The 19833-nt window shown below is 38.5% G+C and carries 17 protein-coding genes and 1 pseudogene; all 18 read right to left on the bottom strand.

Annotated features, from left to right (window positions below; all coding sequences use genetic code 11):
- Nucleotides 1-67 precede the first annotated feature (67 nt).
- The 18 genes and pseudogenes from AC3EA5_RS02665 to veg all read right to left on the bottom strand — a co-directional run bounded on the left by AC3EA5_RS02665 (nucleotide 68) and on the right by veg (nucleotide 19773).
- Nucleotides 68-358 (bottom strand): RNA-binding S4 domain-containing protein, encoded by a 291-nt coding sequence (locus AC3EA5_RS02665; RefSeq protein WP_394191658.1) that lies wholly within the window; start codon nucleotides 356-358, stop codon nucleotides 68-70.
- Nucleotides 355-1824, bottom strand: coding sequence for a bifunctional methyltransferase/pyrophosphohydrolase YabN (yabN, locus tag AC3EA5_RS02670; RefSeq protein WP_488606973.1), 1470 nt, complete (start codon nucleotides 1822-1824; stop codon nucleotides 355-357). The genes AC3EA5_RS02665 and yabN overlap by 4 nt, the downstream gene beginning before the upstream one ends.
- Complete coding sequence (locus tag AC3EA5_RS02675) at nucleotides 1824-3446, bottom strand: putative polysaccharide biosynthesis protein (protein WP_488606974.1); 1623 nt, start codon at nucleotides 3444-3446, stop codon at nucleotides 1824-1826. Before AC3EA5_RS02675 ends, yabN begins: the two co-directional genes overlap by 1 nt.
- A gap of 140 nt (nucleotides 3447-3586) precedes the next feature.
- Nucleotides 3587-4123 carry a stage V sporulation protein T gene (gene spoVT, locus AC3EA5_RS02680; protein WP_394191652.1) on the bottom strand — a complete coding sequence of 179 codons (537 nt, stop codon included), beginning with the start codon at nucleotides 4121-4123 and terminating at the stop codon, nucleotides 3587-3589.
- Between the two features lie 89 nt (nucleotides 4124-4212).
- Nucleotides 4213-7755 (bottom strand): transcription-repair coupling factor, encoded by a 3543-nt coding sequence (gene mfd, locus AC3EA5_RS02685; protein ID WP_488606975.1) that lies wholly within the window; start codon nucleotides 7753-7755, stop codon nucleotides 4213-4215.
- Between the two features lie 66 nt (nucleotides 7756-7821).
- The gene (locus AC3EA5_RS02690) at nucleotides 7822-8049 is read right to left on the bottom strand and encodes an anti-sigma-F factor Fin (RefSeq protein ID WP_394191648.1); all 228 of its coding nucleotides are present in this window, start codon (nucleotides 8047-8049) and stop codon (nucleotides 7822-7824) included.
- A gap of 55 nt (nucleotides 8050-8104) precedes the next feature.
- Nucleotides 8105-8668: an aminoacyl-tRNA hydrolase gene (gene pth / locus AC3EA5_RS02695; protein ID WP_488606976.1), complete on the bottom strand. Its 564-nt coding sequence runs from the start codon at nucleotides 8666-8668 to the stop codon at nucleotides 8105-8107.
- 288 nt (nucleotides 8669-8956) lie between these two features.
- Nucleotides 8957-9598 (bottom strand): 50S ribosomal protein L25/general stress protein Ctc, encoded by a 642-nt coding sequence (locus AC3EA5_RS02700; RefSeq protein WP_488606977.1) that lies wholly within the window; start codon nucleotides 9596-9598, stop codon nucleotides 8957-8959.
- 74 nt (nucleotides 9599-9672) lie between these two features.
- On the bottom strand, nucleotides 9673-10632 hold the full coding sequence (locus AC3EA5_RS02705; RefSeq protein ID WP_394191642.1) for a ribose-phosphate diphosphokinase: 960 nt from the start codon (nucleotides 10630-10632) through the stop codon (nucleotides 9673-9675).
- A gap of 17 nt (nucleotides 10633-10649) precedes the next feature.
- Nucleotides 10650-12020 carry a bifunctional UDP-N-acetylglucosamine diphosphorylase/glucosamine-1-phosphate N-acetyltransferase GlmU gene (gene glmU / locus AC3EA5_RS02710; protein WP_488606978.1) on the bottom strand — a complete coding sequence of 457 codons (1371 nt, stop codon included), beginning with the start codon at nucleotides 12018-12020 and terminating at the stop codon, nucleotides 10650-10652.
- 168 nt (nucleotides 12021-12188) lie between these two features.
- A complete protein-coding gene (locus AC3EA5_RS02715; protein WP_488606979.1) occupies nucleotides 12189-15206 on the bottom strand; it encodes an efflux RND transporter permease subunit in 3018 nt (1005 codons plus the stop codon).
- Nucleotides 15207-15366: 160 nt separating this feature from the next.
- Nucleotides 15367-15663 carry a septation regulator SpoVG gene (gene spoVG / locus AC3EA5_RS02720; RefSeq protein ID WP_394191636.1) on the bottom strand — a complete coding sequence of 99 codons (297 nt, stop codon included), beginning with the start codon at nucleotides 15661-15663 and terminating at the stop codon, nucleotides 15367-15369.
- A 484-nt stretch (nucleotides 15664-16147) separates the two neighbouring features.
- Nucleotides 16148-16342, bottom strand: a pseudogene (locus AC3EA5_RS02725) (IS110 family RNA-guided transposase); the annotation flags it as partial.
- A gap of 459 nt (nucleotides 16343-16801) precedes the next feature.
- Nucleotides 16802-17176 carry a RidA family protein gene (locus AC3EA5_RS02730; protein ID WP_488606980.1) on the bottom strand — a complete coding sequence of 125 codons (375 nt, stop codon included), beginning with the start codon at nucleotides 17174-17176 and terminating at the stop codon, nucleotides 16802-16804.
- Nucleotides 17177-17178: 2 nt separating this feature from the next.
- The gene (purR, locus tag AC3EA5_RS02735) at nucleotides 17179-18006 is read right to left on the bottom strand and encodes a pur operon repressor (RefSeq protein WP_488606981.1); all 828 of its coding nucleotides are present in this window, start codon (nucleotides 18004-18006) and stop codon (nucleotides 17179-17181) included.
- A 56-nt stretch (nucleotides 18007-18062) separates the two neighbouring features.
- Nucleotides 18063-18929: a 4-(cytidine 5'-diphospho)-2-C-methyl-D-erythritol kinase gene (gene ispE / locus AC3EA5_RS02740; protein WP_488606982.1), complete on the bottom strand. Its 867-nt coding sequence runs from the start codon at nucleotides 18927-18929 to the stop codon at nucleotides 18063-18065.
- Nucleotides 18930-19211: 282 nt separating this feature from the next.
- Complete coding sequence (locus AC3EA5_RS02745) at nucleotides 19212-19400, bottom strand: small, acid-soluble spore protein, alpha/beta type (protein ID WP_394191628.1); 189 nt, start codon at nucleotides 19398-19400, stop codon at nucleotides 19212-19214.
- 109 nt (nucleotides 19401-19509) lie between these two features.
- Nucleotides 19510-19773 (bottom strand): biofilm formation stimulator Veg, encoded by a 264-nt coding sequence (veg, locus tag AC3EA5_RS02750; protein WP_394191626.1) that lies wholly within the window; start codon nucleotides 19771-19773, stop codon nucleotides 19510-19512.
- Nucleotides 19774-19833 lie beyond the last annotated feature (60 nt).

Below are 19833 nucleotides of genomic sequence, written 5' to 3' on the forward strand. Positions count from 1 at the left end.
CTTGTCCATTCCTTTCATTCTATGCAGAGAAAACAAAAAGCATGACCAAGTTTGGTCATGCTTTCTTTTAATCTTCGTCATCAATAAATTCTGGTTCTACTTTTTCAAGTCTTTCTTCTTTTAAGATGGTATACATCATGGTTGCCTCATCTTTTTTCACTGCTTCTTTTAACATCTCAATACGTGCAGTGACTACTTTTTGACCAAAACGGATACCAAGTACGTCTCCTACTTTCACTACTGAACTTGCTTTACTCACTTTTTCATTGATGGTAATACGTCCTTGATCAGCTACTTCTTTTGCTAACGTTCTGCGTTTAATTAATCGTGATACTTTCAAAAATTTATCTAATCTCATTCATTTTCTCCCCTTTGTTTTTGTTTCGCTTGTTGCCAAAACTCTTCTAATTCCTCTAGAGAATAAGCATTGAATTCACCTTTTCCATTGATTACACTTTCTTCTACCTCAAGAAAACGCGTTTCAAACTTACGATTCGCATGAATCATTGCTTCTTCTGGAGACAGTCCATAAAATCGAGCTACATTTATGATTGTGAATAAAACATCGCCAAGTTCATCTAAACGAGATGCCTGATCCCCGTTTACTAGCTCTGCTTTAAATTCATTCCACTCTTCTTCGAACTTCTCTAATGCACCTTCGACATTCGGCCAATCAAATCCTACCTTAGCCGCTGCTTTTTGGAAATTATACGAAGTCAGGAGTGAAGATTCCGTACGGCGCTGACCTTCTAACACCTTTTTAGATGCATGGCCGTTTTCCTGCGTTTTTAATTGTTGCCAATTACGTAACACTTCTTCTGAATCCTCTACCTCTAGTTCTCCAAATACGTGAGGGTGACGATGAATCATTTTGGAAGAAATATGATCGAGTACATCCTCTAAACTGAAATACCCTTCATCTTCTCCAATTTGAGCATGTAAAAACACCTGAAGCAAGACATCACCTAGTTCTTCAATCATGCCATCATCATCTTGATCATGAACAGCTTGTAAAAATTCATGCACTTCTTCTATTAAATATTTCTTTAAGCTTTCATGTGTTTGCTCACGATCCCACGGACATCCATCGGGTGCACGCATTTTTGCAATGATTTCTCTAAATGTAGACCACTCTTTTAAACGGTCTTCCATTTCTTTTACCGGTGGAACGTACACCGTTGTTAAATTATTTAATTCTGCCGCTCTGTCAAGTTCAAGTAATGGAACAGTTCGAAGCTTTTCTTCACTAGTTCCTGCTGCGGTTACAATCGTCACTGGATAATCATCGCGATACTTCTCCATTAGTGTCAATTTCACTTCTGAAGCACTGTATGTATCGTATACTTGTGCGATCAGCACATGTTGATTCATTTGCACGTCGTCCCGTTTAAACATCGTGCCATCTAATAGTTGGAAACCTTCAATCGGGTCAATGCGTAATGCATTAAAGATTGGATCCAAAAAGCTTTGACCACCAACGATTTGAAGTTCAATTCGTCCATCTTTTTCAGCTTCGATTAACCATTGAACCGTTTGTTCAGCGACCAAAGGGTGTCCTGGAACCGCATAAAAAAGAGGTGCTTCTTCTGCACGTACTATAAGGGTCTCCACTATTTCTTTATAAACCAATTCAAATTCTTCATGTGATTCATAGACTGAGTCAAAGCTTTCGAATGTTAATCCTTCATCTTGTAATTCTTTTAACACCGGGTGTTCAGCTGTGCGAACAAAAAGTCTCGTTGCTTTTTTTAACATACGATACAACCCAAGTGGTAGCTGATCTAACTCCCCGGCACCTAAGCCTATAACCGTAATCTGTTTCATTATAAAGACCCCTTTCTATTCGTATTAAAGCGTAATTGCAACATCGCCATTCTGCGCCCCATGGGCAATAAAAACCATTCTTTCTCTGCAATAATACGACTTTTTGCAATATAAATTAAAAATATTCCCGCTCCAATGAGCACACTACTAATTGCTGTAAACATAGCGGCAAGACGGTTTGAAAAGCCATCAAAAAGCCATCCATCTGCAAGTAACGTCCAGCCGGTTACACTGACAATCATTAATATAGAACCAATAAGGACATGTCCATAAAACCGAAGTGACGCATATCGGATGGTCCATATACTTCTTAAGTACACATAAAGACCAAGGGTTATAAAGCCAAACCCAATATTGCCTGCTATCGCCGCACCCATAATGCCATACGTCGGCAGTAAGATAAAGTTAGAGATGATTTTCAAGCATAATCCTATTGCCAAAATAATAGCCGGCATGATGACTTTTCCAAGACCTTGTAAAATTGAAGTCATTGTTAAAAGCAAAGACAACCAGAAAATTTGAGCACAAAAAACCATTAACGTCGGAGATAAGTCACGCGTTTCAAATAACATTTCATTTACTGATGGCAATACTAAAATGAGTCCTAAAGATGCCGCAACACCAAACAAAAAGGCAATTTTAAAGGTTAGTTGAGCATAAGGGGTTGCATTTCGACCGCTTTTTTTATGAGTTGTATGAGCGATTAGCGGTACGATTGATAGAGACAGAGTTGATGCGATTAGAATACCCATTTGCACTAATGGTAAGCCTCGGTCGTATATCCCTTTCGTTTCCATAGCTGATATTCGCGATAATCCATTGTCCGTTAGTAATCGAAAAACAGTAAAGGAATCGACCAATTGAAAGAACAACAATATAAGCGAACTCATGCTGACACTTAAACTAATAATTGTTAAATCTTTTATTATAGGTTTTATTGGCGTAACGATCATTCGCCCTTTGAAATAAGATGTTGATTTCTTTGATTTTAAATAAAGAACAAGCAAGATGATGCCGGCTATTTCTCCAACAAACGCACCAAATAATGCCGTACTTCCTGCGGTATAAAGGGATGCACCATTTTTCATAACCAAATAGGTTCCTACTAAAATGACAATAACCCTAATTGTTTGTTCTACTACTTGACCGTAGGCGATCGGTTCCATTTGTCCTTTTGATTGAAACGAACCTTTTAATAACGCTAGAAACGGCATAAGTAATACAACAAATGAACCTGTTTTGAGCAACTGCGCGAGATTTCGGTCTCCCATCCAAGACGCTAAGGTACCCGCTCCTAAAAAGAGCACTAAGAAACTACAGATAGAAATAATACTTACATATATAAATGCTACACTCATGATTGTTTTGCGCTGACCAACATCCTCTGAAGTTTGACTGTCCGCTAATAATTTTGAAATTGCTACGGCAAAGCCATAGGATGTCCACACCGTCAATACGCCGATGAATGGGTACACTTGCTGGTAAATATAAAAACCTTGATCCCCGACAATGTTTTGAAAAGGAACACGGTAAATGGCGCTCAATGCTTTCACTAAAAGGGCGGCAATGGTTAATAAAACAGCGCCTCTCATAAATTTTTCCATCGTCCATTGGTTGTTCATACTTGTTCCTCGTTCCATCTAAGCAATACCCACATTATAGCACGAACAACTTCTTATTTAACGGACGGGATTCCCTTCAAAGTTGGCAATCAAAAAGGTCTTATTCCCGAAATCCCTCCGGAAATAAGACCTTTTTCTTTTCAGTGTTCCATTTGTTTAGCTAAGAAATGGGCTGCTGTTTCGACTGCTTTTATTTCGGTATCCCCGATAAAATGCACTTTTGATAATAGGAAGACCGCTCCTATTGGATCACCACTTGAAATAATTGGAGCAATACAATACGATTTCACTTGTTCGATTTGTCCTGGGACCCATTCAACAGATTTCTCCATTTTTTCAGACACAATGGATCGCATGGCTAAAATTTCTTCCGTATGCGGTGAAATCCGGCGATTCATATAATCCTTTTTAGGGACACCCGCCACTGCAATCATTTCATCTCTGTCACTAATAAATGCCGGTGTTCCAAGAGTTGCGAATAATGTTTCCGCATACTCTTGAGCAAAATCTCCAAGCTCACTGATTGGTGAATATTTTTTTAATATGACCTCTCCGTCTCGATCAGTAAAAATTTCAAGAGGATCTCCTTCACGTATACGTAGGGTTCTTCTAATTTCTTTCGGAATGACGACACGACCGAGATCATCAATCCGTCTGACGATACCTGTAGCTTTCATCCATGTTGCCTCACTTTCGACAGAATTCAATTTGACTTGATTTCCATCATAGTATGCGTCAAGTTTGGACAAATTATGCAACTGCGGGATTACACGCCAACAATGGGCTTACTTTCTTTTCGTGCGTCAGGTAAAACCTTCATCATTGCTTCTAAAACATCAAATGGATGATGCTTCCCTGAGTTCTTTTCATTAATCGTCATGATCAATTGTTGGTTCTGGTCCATTTGGAACCCAACTGTTCGGCCGTACGCCATAGATGCTTCCACAAGTGCCGCGCCATTCGTTGAGGCTGTTCCATTTGAAGAAATTTTGACAACCAGTTGCCCATTTTTCTCTCTAATGGATTCTACTCCTGCAATCTTAGCCCACACTTTCATTCGAGCGATTCGCATTAAACGTTCAGCTTCTAGCGGCATATTGCCGAATCGATCCATTAATTCATCCAATAAATCTTCATAATCTTTTTCACTTTCTACTGCTTTGACACGTTTATACATTTGAATCTTTTGGAACCCATCCGGAATATACGAATCCGGTAGGTACGCATCATAAGGTAAAAGAATTTCCAAATCAATTTTTTCTTCTTTTTTGATACCTGTTTGTTTTTCATCAATTGCTTCTTGAAGCATTTGAGAATACAAGTCAAATCCTACAGAATCAATAAAGCCATGTTGTTGTGAACCTAGTAAATTCCCTGCTCCTCGAATGGATAAATCACGCATTGCAATTTTAAATCCAGAACCAAGCTCCGTAAATTCTTTAATGGCTTGCAATCTTTTCTCTGCAACATCTGTTAGCACTTTGTCACGTTGGTACATGAAATAAGCATACGCAACACGGTTTGAACGTCCTACACGACCACGTAATTGATAGAGTTGGGATAAACCCATTCGATCGGCATTATGGACAATTAATGTATTTACATTTGGTATATCAATCCCAGTCTCAATAATCGTTGTCGTCACTAACACATCGTATTCTCCATCTAAAAAGCTTAAAATGACAGACTCCAGTTCTCTTTCCGTCATTTGACCATGCGCAAACCCAACCCTTGCTTCTGGTACAAGCATTTGAATTTCATCTACTTTTTTTGCCATGTCATCCACACGATTATATAAATAGAACACTTGGCCTCCACGAGCCATTTCTCGCTCGATCGCTTCTCTTACCAAAGCTCCATTGTGCTCCATAACATACGTTTGCACCGGGAATCGGTTTGCAGGCGGCGTTTCAATAACAGACAAGTCTCGCACACCAATCATCGACATATGAAGCGTTCTCGGTATTGGCGTCGCAGTTAGTGTTAAAACATCTACGTTTGTTTTCATTTGTTTGATTTTTTCTTTGTGTGTCACACCAAAACGTTGTTCTTCATCGACGACAAGTAATCCAAGATCATGATACTCAATATCTTTTGATAAAATCCGGTGCGTCCCAATGACCACATCAATTGTGCCAGCTTTTAATCCCTTCATCGTTTCAGTCTGTTGTTTTTTAGATCGGAAACGACTTAGTAAGCTTACTTCCACAGGGAAGTCAGCAAACCGCTCTTTCATGGTTTCGTAATGCTGTTGCGCAAGAATCGTAGTAGGAACTAAGAACGCGACTTGCTTACTGTCTTGAACAGCTTTAAATGCAGCTCGAATTGCTACTTCCGTTTTCCCATACCCTACATCTCCACAAACAAGGCGATCCATAGGACGTTCACGTTCCATATCTTTTTTCACTTCTTCAATTGAACGCAATTGATCATCCGTTTCCTCATAGGGGAACGCAGATTCAAAGGCTTGCTGCATATCGTTATCTTCCTCAAACGAATGCCCTTTCTCAGACTCCCGCTTCGCATATAACTTGATTAAATCATCCGCAATATCCTGAACAGCTGCTGAAACCTTGATTTTGGTTTTCTTCCATTCGGCTCCACCCAATTTATGTAGCTTTGGTTCTTTTTCTTCAGATGCTACATATTTTTGGATTTGATCAATTTGATCGATGGGCACAAACAATTTATCTTCTGCTCTATATCGAATATGGAGATAGTCTTTATGAATCCCATTAATTTCTAATGTCTCTATCCCAATATACTTTCCAATTCCGTGATGAATATGTACAACATGATCACCAGGTTTAATTTCCGAGTAGCTTTTAATACGTTCAGCATTCGTCATTTTCTGAGGACGTGATTTCTTCTTCGGTCGCTGTTTAAACAACTCTTCATCCGTTAAAACTGCTAGTCGCTGTAAGGGTAATTCAAATCCGTTTGATAATTCACCATCAATAATATAAGTACCAGGTTGACTTGGAATAGTCGACTGGCTGATGACTCGTGCATCTATTTCATAATCGTCCAATACATCTTGGACTTTCTGTTGTCGCTCTTTTCCTTCAGCAAGGATGAATACATAAAACTTTCCAGCTACCCAGCGTTCCATTTCATTTTTCAGCACATTCATTTGCCCGTGGAAATGTTGCATCGGTTTACAAGAGAAAGAAACTACTTTTTTGAATGAAATGCCAGAAAACGTTCTCGCAAATAAAGAGAAGTAAAGCTTCTTTTGATTGAGCATGCCTAAAATTTCTTTCATACTAAAAGAAAGTTTTACGTCATGGACCGTCTTGCCTTCTTCGAGCATTGAAATATACCAATCTTTTTCTTCACTTTCAAGAGATTCTGTCACCTCTTGAATTCTTCCAAGCTCATCAAATAAAACCAACCCATTTTCAGCGAAATAATCACCTAAAAATGTTGGTGTACCTTCAAGGACGGAGATATACTTCGTCATTTGTTCAGGAACGTCGCCTTGTTTTAATAACTCAATATCGTGCCCAATTTGTTGAAGCAGAAGTTCTTTTGTTTCAGGTTTCTTGACTTTTTTCAAACTCTTAGCCAATGAAACTTCTAATTTCTCTGCTAACTGGAGCAATTGTTGTTTCGTCCAAACAAATTCGGTTGCTGGTAAAATACAAACGTCCTTTCTTTTTTCAAGTGAACGTTGATCTTCAGCGGAAAATGTTCGAATCGAATCTACTTCTGTATCGAAGAATTCAAGACGAACTGGGTTTTCCATATAAATAGGATAAATATCTAAAATACCGCCACGTAAAGCAAATTCTCCGGGAGTCGTGACCATTGGTTGTCTTGAGTAGCCCATCGCAACAAGCTGATCCATCCACTCGCCAATCAGAACTTCTTCACCAACTTTAGTTTCTAAACGACTCGCTTTCCACTGCTCGAGATTAGGCATATGCCTTCTTAGTCCAGCTATTGGCGTAATGACAATCCCACTCTTTTGAGACAGCATGAAATCGAGTGTTTCAATTCTTTGTGCTCGAAGCTCAGGACTTGAGACAGAGATATCCGCCGCAATCAGTTCGTCTGCTGGATATAGCCGAACTTCATCTTCCCCTAATAGTTTCACCATATCTTCAAATAGCTTCTGTGCTTGTAACAGATTAGGAGAAACGACAAGAATCGGTTTTTCAGTCTCTGTTGAAAGGGAATGAATGAAAGCAGGACGTGCTCCTCCAGAAAGACCCGTAATTAATTGTTGGTCTTGCCCTTTTTGAACAGCTGTAATAAAAGACGATATATGTTGATCCTGCAAAAATACTTGCTGGAAGGGTTTCATATTGTTCCTCCTACTTAAACAGAAAAAGGCTTTGAGCACGAATCTGTGCCAAAGCAATTTCTATAGTCATTGAATCCATTTATTAATGGCATAATAGTTGGGGAAAAGTTTGAGAGATTGCTCACAATGCTCACACGTACTTTTTATTGTTACTTTCCCTTGCTCATCTTGCATAATAAATTCTTCTGCAAATTCTTCTTTTAATTCCTTAACTCGACTATTGCGTTCAGCCGATTCAGAGGGTAAATATCCCATTAGTGTGTCGCAGTGGCGACACTTTACGCGAATTGCCATAGTGCTCACCGGCCTCCTTTTTCAAAGTATAGACCGGCGGACGATAATTTATGCGTTAAACTCCATTAAATCGATTCATCACTTCGAGAAAAGGAGATTTCAACCACTCTTCACAAGCATCTGAACTTTTTGTAATCGCCTCTGCCACTAAAGGTTTTTCATCGTTCGAGAATTTTTGAAGAACATAGTCGGGAACTTTCATGCCAGCAGGTGGACGATCAATTCCAACACGAATTCGATTAAACTCTTGAGTACCTAAGTGCTGAATCATTGATTTGATACCGTTGTGGCCGCCTGCACTTCCTTTTTGACGAAGTCTCAGTCTGCCAACCGCTAAATCTAAATCATCATAGATGACCACGATATCTTTCTCAGCAATATCGTAATAATCCATTAACGGAACGACACACTCTCCAGAAAGGTTCATATACGTTAGCGGTTTTAATAAGATGAACTTTCCTTCTGGATGATGGACAATTGTGTACATACCTTTAAATTTCATCTGCATAAGAGGCGAATTGAAACGTTTCGACAATTCATCTATCACATCAAAACCTATATTATGTCGAGTATGTTCATATGGCTTACCCGGGTTTCCGAGTCCAATAATCATTTTCATTGTGGTACACCCTTTACTTCGTGATTAACGCAAATACTATCTTCTATTTTATCACAAACAAAACCTCAGCCTGCATCCGCTGCAAGCTGAAGTCATTTTTCATTCGAATGAAGTAAACATTTTTTAAGAAGTGGCTAATTTTCATTACAGATGCCGCTTCCTTCACTAGGCTCAATCCAGGCTCAAAAATCTTGCTAATCTTCTTTGAATCGCCGCCTTATCTTGGTACCCAAAAAAACGCTGCAATGTAAGAAAAGGGGTTGTCCGCAGACAACCCCTTTTATCATATTATTCCTTCGTTTCAGTAGTTTCGCCTTCAACTTCTTCAACTTCAGCTGATTCATCAACTGCTGGCTCGTCTGCTGTTGTTTCCAAATCTTCATCAGAACGAGGTGCTCCAACCGATGCTAAAGTGAAATCATCTTCATTCATTACATTGAATTTGATTTTTTCACGAACATCACCGACTGTTAATGTTTCACCAATCGCTAAGTCGCTTACATCAATATCAATTGAATCTGGAATTTCAGATGGTTTTACTTTTACTGTAAGCTCACGATTCGGTTGATTTAATACGCCACCTTCGCGAACTCCAGCTGAATCGCCCGTAAGATGAACTGCAACGTTAACATCTAACTCATCAGACATATTAATGGCTAAAAAGTCTGCATGCACAAACTTCCCTTTTAAAACGTCCATTTGATAATCACTTAATACTACATTAACTGATTTTCCATCAACGTCTAATTTCATAACGCCATTACGTCCTACTTCACGTAGTGTTTTTAATAAGTCAATTTCACTTACTGCGATCGTTGTTGAATCTGTTTTGTATCCATAAACGACTGCCGGAACAAATCCTTCATGTCGTAATTCTGTTAAATTCGATTGTTTACCCGTTTCACGTGTCTGTGTTTTAACTGTAGTCAAATTTTCCACTCTCCTATATGAGTCATTCTGTTAATATGTTTACCCAAATAAGGAGAAATGAAACCTAAACTACATCAATCAAACAAAGTACTAACTGATTTTTGTTCATACACACGAACAATTGCATCAGCTAACAATCGACCAACAGATAATTGTTTAATCTTCGCTGAATACTTTTCATCCGGTAATTCAATTGAATTCGTAATGACTAATTCTTTAATTACTGAATTATCGATGCGCTCAATGGCTGGACCTGATAAGACGGGGTGAGTACAGCATGCATACACTTCTTTAGCGCCTGATTCAACCAATGCATTCGCAGCTATTGTGATTGTTCCAGCTGTATCAATAATATCGTCAATTAATATCGCGATTTTGCCATCGACGTTACCCACAATATTCATAACCTCCGCAACATTTGGTCGCGGACGACGTTTATCAATTATCGCAATTGGCGCTTTTAAACGATCCGCCATTTTACGTGCTCTTGTTACTCCACCGTGATCTGGGGATACAATCACGATTTCTGAAGGATCAATATTTTTTTCTAAGAAATAGTCAGACAGGATTGGTACACCCATTAAGTGATCGATTAAAATATCGAAGAATCCTTGAATTTGTGGTGCATGTAAGTCTAAAACGATTGCACGAGTTGCGCCTGCTGTTTCCAGTAAGTTAGCTACTAATTTCGCTGTGATTGGCTCACGTGCGCGTGCTTTTCTGTCTTGACGTGCATAACCGTAATAAGGGAGAACTACATTCACAGTTCGAGCCGAAGCACGTTTCACTGCATCAACCATAATTAGCAATTCCATTAAGTTTTCATTAACAGGTGCAGATGTAGATTGAATGATGAAGACATCACACCCACGAATACTTTCTTCAATGTTAATTTGAATTTCCCCATCACTAAAACGTGTAACGGAAATCTTACCTAAAGGAAGACCTACTTCTTCTGCAATTTCTCTTGCAAGTGGTTCGTTTGAGTTCAGTGAAAAGATTTTCAACTTCGTATCAGCATATTGATAAGCCATGATGGATGATCCCCCTGTTATTTTAATTTTAATTTTTTCACATAACCTTCTTTGTTTTCTTGGCGTGCACGGCCAATTGACAAAGCTTGAGCTGGTACATTTTTAGTAATTGTTGACCCTGCTGCTACATAAGCACCTTCACCAATTGTTACGGGTGCTACAAGGTTTGAATTACAACCTACAAATGAATCGTCTTCAATTGTAGTTAGGAATTTATTTTTGCCATCATAGTTTACTGTGATTGTTCCACAACCGATATTTACGCGCTCTCCAACCTCAGCATCGCCAATATAGCTAAGATGTGATACTTTCGATTGGTTTCCAAGCTTCGTTTTTTTGATTTCAACGAAGTTACCGATTTTCGCTTCATTGCCAACTTCTGAATCTGGACGTATATGTGCAAATGGCCCAACCGCTGTATCTGAACCAATCACACTTTTCGTTACAACCGAAGAATGGATAGTCGTGCGATCGCCTATTTTACTATCTACAATGTGACTATTCGGTCCAATAATACATTCTCCCGCAATTTCAGACGAACCTTCAATCATAACGCCTGGCTGAAGAACAGTATCTGACCCAATAATCGCGTCAGCACTAATATACGTATTCGTTGGATTAATAATCGTCACGCCGTTACGCATATGTTTTTCAACAATACGAGCTCTCATGATGCTCTCTGCTTGCGAAAGTGCCACTCGATCATTCACACCAAGTGTTTCTTCGAAGTCAGATGTTGCATAAGCAGAAACGATATCACCTTGTTGTTTTAAGATTTCTATTACATCAGGTAAGTAATACTCACCTTGTACATTTTCATTTTTCACTAATTTCAATGCATTGAACAAGGCTTTATTATCAAAACAGTAGGTACCAGAATTAATTTCCTTCACGAGTTGCTGTTCTGAAGAAGCGTCTTTTTGCTCAACAATGCGTTCTACATGACCTTCCGCATTACGGATAATACGTCCATAACCAGTTGGGTCTTCAGGAATTCCCGTTAATATTGTCGCTTTTGCACTTGTTTTTTGATGGTGTTGTAATAAAGCTTGAATCGTTTCTGGGCGAATTAATGGCGTATCTCCACAAATGACCAGAGTTGTTCCTTCCAGATTACCTAATACAGAATCGGCTTGTAAAACCGCATGTGCTGTTCCAAGTTGTTCTTCTTGAAGAGCATATTCACTACGATTCCCAAGTTGTTCTTGTACCATTTCAGCACCATGACCAACGATGGTCACAATACGTTCTGCACCTAGCTCTTGAATATGATCCACCACGTGCTCTACCATTGGTTTCCCACATACAGGATGCAATACTTTATATAATTTGGACTTCATTCTTGTTCCTTGACCAGCAGCCAAAACAACTGCATATGTATTCGCCATATTTTAAGTCCTCCAATTTGCTCATTTCCTCTATTGACTATAGCCGAAAAACCCGCGACTTTCAAGGAAATGAAGCTTGACAAAATGATGACAAAACCATTATTATTAATGATTTTTGTTCAAAAAAAGGATTTCTCACCTAAAAGGTGGAAATCCTTTAAAAATATGCTACATTTTTTCACGTTTAACTTGTCTCGAATAAAAAATTTCGTACATCACTGGAATAATCACTAATGTTAAAACAGTAGAAGATGTTAATCCCCCAATTACCGTAATGGCTAAACCTTTGGAAATCAATGTACCTGAAGAAGTCGTAAGTGCTAACGGGATTAAAGCTGCTACTGTAGCAAAAGCTGTCATTAAAATGGGACGTAATCTTGTTTTCCCTGCCTCTACTAGTGAATCACGGATACTCATTCCTTTGTCTGTTCGGTTTTGATTAATTCGATCAACCAATACAATTGCATTAGTTGTCACAATTCCGATTAACATTAAGAAACCAATCATAACACTTACTGATAAAGGTTCCCCAGCAATAACGAGACCAATTAATGCACCAATAGGAACAAAAATGAGAGAAGACAAAATGACAAATGGGATTCTTGCTTGCCCAAAGGTAATTAACATTGTTAAATACACAAGACCAATTGCACTAGCAATGGCAAGACCAAGTTGTTGGAAGATCTCAACGGTTTCGTCACCACCGCCTCCACTTTCTAAACTGACACTGTCAGGGAAATCAACATTTTCTAATACACCGGATTCTACTTCGGAAGATACTTTTTGAATATTTTCCGCATCTATTTGTGCTTCGACGCGAGCAAAGACTTTCCCATCTAATTTTTGAATCGCCGTTACTGATTCAATTTCTTCAATTTCAGCTAATTCTTGAAGCTCTACTGGTCCAGCTGCGCTGAATACAGTTAATGTATTTAGTTCTTCAATACTTGTTAAGGATTCATCGTATGACAACTGAACGGTACGGTCTAAATCATCTAATGTTAGTGTACCAACAGTAACAGGTTTTGTTTGGTCTGCGATTGTTCCAAGTATTTGGAATCCAGAAACACCGTATTCATCAGCTTTTTCAGAGTCAATATGGACAACTAGTTGTTTTTGTTTCTCGGAAAAATTATTTGTCACGTATTTCAAGGAATCAACCGAATTCATATAAACTTCCACATCTGCCGCAGCTTCAGCAAGTGCTTCTAAATCATTAGAGAATAAATCGACAGAAACGTTGTTATTCGTTGGAGGTCCACCTGTAGATAATTCTGAAACTGAAATTGTAGATTCAGGTGAAATTTCTTCAACAATGTTTTCCATTTCATCTTGTACCAACTCTACAAAGTCAACGACATTCGCGCCTTCATTTAGCGTTAAAATATATCCTGCTCGATTTTCCAATTTGATACCTGTAGCAAAGTCTCGAGATCCTACTGCGGTCGTTACATCTTTTACGTCAGACAAATCAGCAAATAATTTTTCTACTTCTAATGAAACCTCATTTGTTCGTTCTAACGAAGTTGATGAAGGCAATTCCACACTTGCTTGAACAAGTTTTTGTTCTTCATTCGGAATAAATGTAAAACCTAGTCTCGGTACTAATGCAAAAGAACCGGCAAGTAACAAGACGGATAGCACCAAGATGATCGCTTTCCGATTTAACGACCATAAAATAACGCGCTCATAAAAGCGTTGCATAGCTCCTTCTTTTTCTTCATGAGATACCTTTTTAAATGCAAATCTCGCAAGTATCGGCACAATGGTGATGGAAACTAGTAAAGAAGCTGCAAGTGAAAAAATAACCGTTAAAGCAAATGGTAAGAAAAATTCACCTGTAATTCCACTCACAAAACCGATGGGTAAAAAAACGACAATTGTCGTCAATGTCGATGCTGTAATAGCCCGTAAAATTTCTTTCGTGGATGAAGCCACCAATTCATTCGACATCGGTTCATCCGACTTTCTCAAACGACGGAAAATATTTTCAATAACGACAATACTATCATCTACCACACGCCCTACGGCAACTGCCATTCCTCCTAATGTCATGATATTCAAACTAATATCAAGTTGGGCTAAGAAAATCGCTGCAATTAGTAATGATAAGGGGATGGAGATGATTGCAATAATCGTCGCTCTGAAATTACTTAAAAAAACCAATACCGCAATCGATGCAAAAAGCGCACCTAGTAAACCTTCTTTAACAAGTGTTTCAACTGACTTCTCAATTCCATCTGCTGAATCGAAGCCAACTGCATATTCTAAACGATCTTCATACTTCTCTAGTACTTCTATTACACGTTTAGCAACCTCTACTGTATTGGCATCTTGTTTTTTTGTTACAGCCATGGATAAAGATTCTTCTTGATTGTACCGAGTAATTTCAGATTGAGTGGAAACTTCCTCAATTGTCGCTATTTCTTGCAATTCGACTTTATTCTCTTGGGTCATAAATGACGAGGACAATTGAAGTGATTTTAATTTATCAATCGTGTCGAGCTTTTCTTCAACTCGAACTGGAATGTTAATATCATTTTCATTAATCGTTCCAGCTGGGAAAGATAAAATTTGCTGGTCAATTTGCTCTTTGATTTGACTAAGCGTTAAACCCGCTTCAGTTGCTTTTTGTTGATTAACTGTAATCTGTAGACGCTCTTCATTTAAGCCTCCGATTGATACGGAGTTAATGCCCTGGATTTTATTTAACTCTGGAATCACTTCATTGTTCAACAAATCCTCTAACTGTTCATCACCAAATAAGGAGATATTAAAGATTGGGAACGCACCAAATGAAAGTCTGCTAATTTCCGTTTCCACGCCATCAGGTAATTCTAGACTACGTATGGCCGTTTCCGCTTGTTGTTCTGCTCGATCTAAATCCGTACCAAAAGGAAATTCTAAGTTAATAATGCCAATGGTCTCATAAGAAACACTTTGAATCGTAGTAGCTCCTTCGATTCCTTTCAATTGATTTTCGATAGGGGTGGTCACTTGACGGTCCACATCGTCTGGAGATGCGCCAGGGTAAACAACTTGCACTGAAAGTTGAGGGAATTCAATATTCGGCAATAAATCTATTTTCAACCGAGTAAAGGAATACAAGCCTAATACAATTAATAAAAAAGAAATAATAAAGACGGCTACCGCGTTTTTTAAACTGAACCTTGTTAAAAAATTCATACAAATCACTCTCTTCCACTTAAAATATATCTATACCTAAATTTATACAACGTACGAGTGGATTCAAGCCATTAACAATGTGTTTTCCAAAAGACCTTAAATCACAGCAAAATAAAAAGACAAATCATTGTATGAATGATTCGTCTTATTATGCCTTTCATTAAGCTCCTGCTCCTGCCTCTTCATATGGCATGATATCTTCTTCGCTAGATTCATAATATGCTTTTAAAACTGAATCTTGGATCTTCGTTCGAGTGCCACTATTGATAGGGTGTGCAATATCCCGAAACTCTCCATCTGGTGTTCTTTTACTAGGCATCGCGACAAATAACCCTGTATTTCCATCAATCACACGAATATCATGAACCACAAATTCGCTGTCTAGTGTAATGGAAGCAATGGCTCGCATACGGCCATCGGTTTGCACGCGTCTCAATCTTACATCTGTTACTTCCATTCTCTCACCACCTTTCTTCTTAGATGCCTTACAGACTCTGACAACTATATTCTACGTTTATGACATTTTTCCTTCTTTTTTTACGGAATTTTTTAAAAATTGTGAATAAGGTTACATTTTCATTAAAAAATAATGGTAGCACACTGATATAAGCCTAGTGCTTTCCGTTTCGGCACTCGCTTTCCGCGGGCACGGCTTCAGCCGCTTCACTTGCTCCTGCGATTACTCGTCGCAAATACAAAACATTCGCTCCGCTCGCTGCAGGGTCTTCAGCTCGCGCTGTTCCCGCAGGAAAGAGTACGACCAAAAGTAGTTTGGTCGTACTCTTTGCGACGAAGCTAGCGTAGCGATGCAGGAGCAGATATTTTTCACGCGCCTACACTCCAGGCACCATGCAAATTGTATAAATAAGCATGTCAAACAAACTTGCCGGTTCCTATTTTTTTCGCAGGGGCTAATATGCTATAATTTTATATAAATTCAGTTACGATGCTTTGCCTGATTCGTACTGGTACAAAAGGCCGTTTTGAATAAGGTGAAATGCCACTTTCAAGAACTTATTCATAAACGCAATCATCGCAACCTTATGGAGCTTTCCATTGGGTTGCTTTTTTAATTTATCGTAATAATCCACAATTGTATTTTGGGTCTTTGCCCGCCAGGAAATCATGTTCTTAACATTGCAAACTCTGTATGATAAATATGGTTTTGCTGATTGAAATGGAGCGAGTTGTATTTATAGATCAGAACATACTCCTGATTAGTAGTTTTAATTACAAAAGTAAATTGCCTAGATATTTACTTTACATAAGCAGCATCTTTGAGGTCTTTCCTAAAAAAATTACAAAAAGAAAGAGACTAGGATATAAGTAGAAATGATGCAGAAATTTTTATTAAGAAATGGATACTTTATGAATTGATTGAAGTGGAGGGGCGACTCCTGGGGGAACAGCACGAGAGAGAGACTACAGGCTCGAGCCGTGCCCCCGGAAAGCGTCCCCGCAACGGAAATCAATTTAGTATAAGCAAAAAAATAGATACATAAAGCAAAATTTTCACAAGGTAATATAATCTCGTAACCATTATCTAAATTAGACAAAAAGAAAACCATAGGGGAAATCCCCTATGGTTGACTGCCTTATGAAACGACTGCGATGACTTCGATTTCGACTTTAGCGTCTTTTGGTAATCGAGCAACTTCAACTGTTGAACGAGCTGGTTTATGGTCACCAAAATGTTTGGCATAGATTTCATTCAGAACAACAAAATCGTTCATATCTTTGATGAAAACCGTCGTTTTCACAACTTGTGATAATGACGATCCGGCTTCTTCAAGCACTGCCTTTAAGTTTGCGAATACTTGATGAGTTTGCTCTTCGATTGAACCTTCTACCATTACACCTTCAGGGTTCAAAGGGATTTGTCCAGAACTATAAAATAGTCCATTAACAATCATTCCTTGTACATATGGGCCAATTGCAGCTGGCGCTTTTGTGGTTGATACTGGTTTCATTATTAATTTCCACCTTTCGAAAAGTAATTACCTTCAGTTAAAGCAATTGTACGATCTTTTTCGTTTACCTCATGAAGTTTTACAAGTGATAAATAATTATCCACTAAGTTTTCATCTGCATGTATGGCTTCAACTAAAACGGCAACCCCTGCTAAATGACAATTGAATTCTTCCAGCAAGTTTTTCATGCCATTCATGGTTCCTCCAACTTTCATAAAGTCGTCGGTAATTAAAACCCTTTGACCACTTTTCATGCTTCGTTTTGATAAAACCATCGTCTGAATACGACGGGAAGATCCAGAAACGTAATTAATACTTACTGTTGAACCTTCAGTTACTTTACTATCGCGACGAACCACGACCACTGGGACATTTAAATGCTTTGCAATTGCATGCGCTATAGGTATCCCTTTAGTCGCCACTGTCATAATGACATCGATTGGCGTATTTGCAAACGCTGAAGCAAATACCTTCCCTACTCGATTCATTAATTGTGGATTCCCTAACAAATCGGTCATATAAAGATACCCACCAGGTAATAGACGATCAGAATGACCTAACTCTTGCATAAAATCTTCAATGACTTTATGGATAGCATCATCGTGCATTTTCGGAATATATTTCACGCCTCCTGCTGCTCCAGGAACTGTCATTAATAAACCTATGCCTTTTTCTTCAAATGTTTCTTTTACAATTGTAAGGTCTTCACTAATAGAAGATTTAGCCGATTGGTACATATCTGCAAATAAGGTTAATGGAATTAATTGTTGTGGGTGATCTAATAAATAATGCGTCATATCAACAAGACGCTCGCTACGTTTCCACTTCACGGAACCCTCTCCTAAACACGAATGATTTATACGTAAGTTAACACAATTATACGGCTTTAGGCAAGTGTATCTCGTTCACCTATCAGCCTAACTGCGTATACTTCATCGCAAAATCCTCGTAACCCATTGTAAATTCGATTGACACGCGATTCGTGTTGAACGAGGCCAAATACAGTAGGACCACTTCCACTCATTAAAACAGCATCCGCTCCAAACTTCATCATTTGTTCTTTAATAGTAGAAACTTCAGGGTATAACTTCAATGTGACGCTTTCCAAAGCATTCCCCATGGTCGCACACATTAATTCATAATCCTTTTCTTTAATTGCTCGTATCATTTCGGTTGTATTCGGATGAATAATTTCGTTTACTTTTAGGCCTCCGTAAACATCAGCTGTGGATACACCAATCGAAGGTTTAGCTAAAATGATCCAACAATTAGGTGGAGAAGGAAGCTCTTGAATTTTCTCGCCTCTTCCCGTGGCTAAAGCAGTTCCTCCGTATACACAAAAAGAAACATCAGAACCAATTTTCGCACCATGTTCAGCTAATTGATCCGCCGTTAGTTGAAGATTCCAAAGACGATTTAAACCTTTAAGCGTAGCGGCCGCATCACTGCTTCCCCCCGCTAATCCAGCGGCTACAGGTATTCTCTTTTCTAACACAATAGAGACGCCAGCTTGAACATTATAGGTATCTTTTAATAACTTAGCAGCTTGATAAGCTAAATTTCTTTGGTCATCTGGTACGTACCGATCAGCTGAAATGATTTTAATGATTCCGTCTTCACGTGATTCTAAGCCGATGCGATCGGCCAAATCAACAGTTGTCATAATCATTTCTACTTCATGAAATCCGTCCGGTCTTTTATGGAGGACATCCAAAGTTAAGTTGATTTTCGCAGGTGCTTTTACGTATAGCATAGGAATGTCTCCTTCTCAGAGTAATAAGTATCCCCATTTTACCACAGCTTGTCCTACATTTAGAATGTTATACAAAAACACCATATTCCTGTATATCAAACTTATATATAAAAGATATTTTTGTTTCAATTGAACAAATTTATTGTTTATTTCGTTATTAGGGGAAAATCAAAGCAGAAGTACCAACTATCACGTATATAAGAATTTGCGATTCAAACTTGTTTCATTTAAAAGAAAAAGGCGGATTTCTCCGCCTTGTCAGTTCATATTGGATTTCGCTACTTATTTGCTCTGATTTTTTCCGTTCATTAATCCAGTTTCAGCCATCTCAACTGCACGTTTTACCATATTCCCAGCATCACGTGATTTAATTCCGCCCCAACCTTCTCGCTCAACGACATCATAAAATCCGAGTTCCTTCGCTATTTCCACTTTCAGTCGATCCGACATCACACCATTTTTACGTGGCAATCGGTTTTCCTCCTTCAGAACTGACAAACCTAGTATGACCTAAAAACAAAAAAACACTCATGAACATTTTGTCCATGAGTGTTTGAAGAATATTCATAAGTGCTATAACTTATTTGCCGACAACTAATGATTCCATTTCGTCAACAATTGTAATTTCTACTGCTTCAGTTAAAATATCTGTGTAGCTGTAAGACACACGCTCAAAAGCATTTTCATCTTGATCTAGATCTATAACAAACACTGCATGATACGTTTCACGTAAAATACCTGCTCGCTCAATCGTTTTCTTGCGACCGCCGTTTGCTTTTAATTGCAAACGTTTACCTAAATGACAATCTAAAGACTTTTTAATGTCCGCTAAAGTTTTTGGCATTTCGCTTACACCTCACTGTAAATCTAATCATACCAGAAACAGAATAAATTGTCAACCAAA

It is taken from the genome of Paenisporosarcina sp. (genome assembly GCF_057785155.1).

Excerpts from the sequence above, each read along its gene's own strand:
- AC3EA5_RS02705 (WP_394191642.1), bottom strand. The coding sequence starts at position 10,632 with ATGGCTTATCAATATGCTGATACGAAGTTGAAAATCTTTTCACTGAAC.
- veg (WP_394191626.1), bottom strand. The coding sequence starts at position 19,773 with ATGCCAAAAACTTTAGCGGACATTAAAAAGTCTTTAGATTGTCATTTA.
- spoVG (WP_394191636.1), bottom strand. The coding sequence starts at position 15,663 with ATGGAAGTAACAGATGTAAGATTGAGACGCGTGCAAACCGATGGCCGT.
- ispE (WP_488606982.1), bottom strand. The coding sequence starts at position 18,929 with ATGCTATACGTAAAAGCACCTGCGAAAATCAACTTAACTTTGGATGTC.
- pth (WP_488606976.1), bottom strand. The coding sequence starts at position 8,668 with ATGAAAATGATTATTGGACTCGGAAACCCGGGTAAGCCATATGAACAT.
- AC3EA5_RS02690 (WP_394191648.1), bottom strand. The coding sequence starts at position 8,049 with ATGGCAATTCGCGTAAAGTGTCGCCACTGCGACACACTAATGGGATAT.
- AC3EA5_RS02675 (WP_488606974.1), bottom strand. The coding sequence starts at position 3,446 with ATGAACAACCAATGGACGATGGAAAAATTTATGAGAGGCGCTGTTTTA.
- mfd (WP_488606975.1), bottom strand. The coding sequence starts at position 7,755 with ATGAAACCCTTCCAGCAAGTATTTTTGCAGGATCAACATATATCGTCT.
- spoVT (WP_394191652.1), bottom strand. The coding sequence starts at position 4,123 with ATGAAAGCTACAGGTATCGTCAGACGGATTGATGATCTCGGTCGTGTC.
- AC3EA5_RS02665 (WP_394191658.1), bottom strand. The coding sequence starts at position 358 with ATGAGATTAGATAAATTTTTGAAAGTATCACGATTAATTAAACGCAGA.
- yabN (WP_488606973.1), bottom strand. The coding sequence starts at position 1,824 with ATGAAACAGATTACGGTTATAGGCTTAGGTGCCGGGGAGTTAGATCAG.
- AC3EA5_RS02715 (WP_488606979.1), bottom strand. The coding sequence starts at position 15,206 with ATGAATTTTTTAACAAGGTTCAGTTTAAAAAACGCGGTAGCCGTCTTT.
- glmU (WP_488606978.1), bottom strand. The coding sequence starts at position 12,020 with ATGGCGAATACATATGCAGTTGTTTTGGCTGCTGGTCAAGGAACAAGA.
- AC3EA5_RS02730 (WP_488606980.1), bottom strand. The coding sequence starts at position 17,176 with ATGAAACCAGTATCAACCACAAAAGCGCCAGCTGCAATTGGCCCATAT.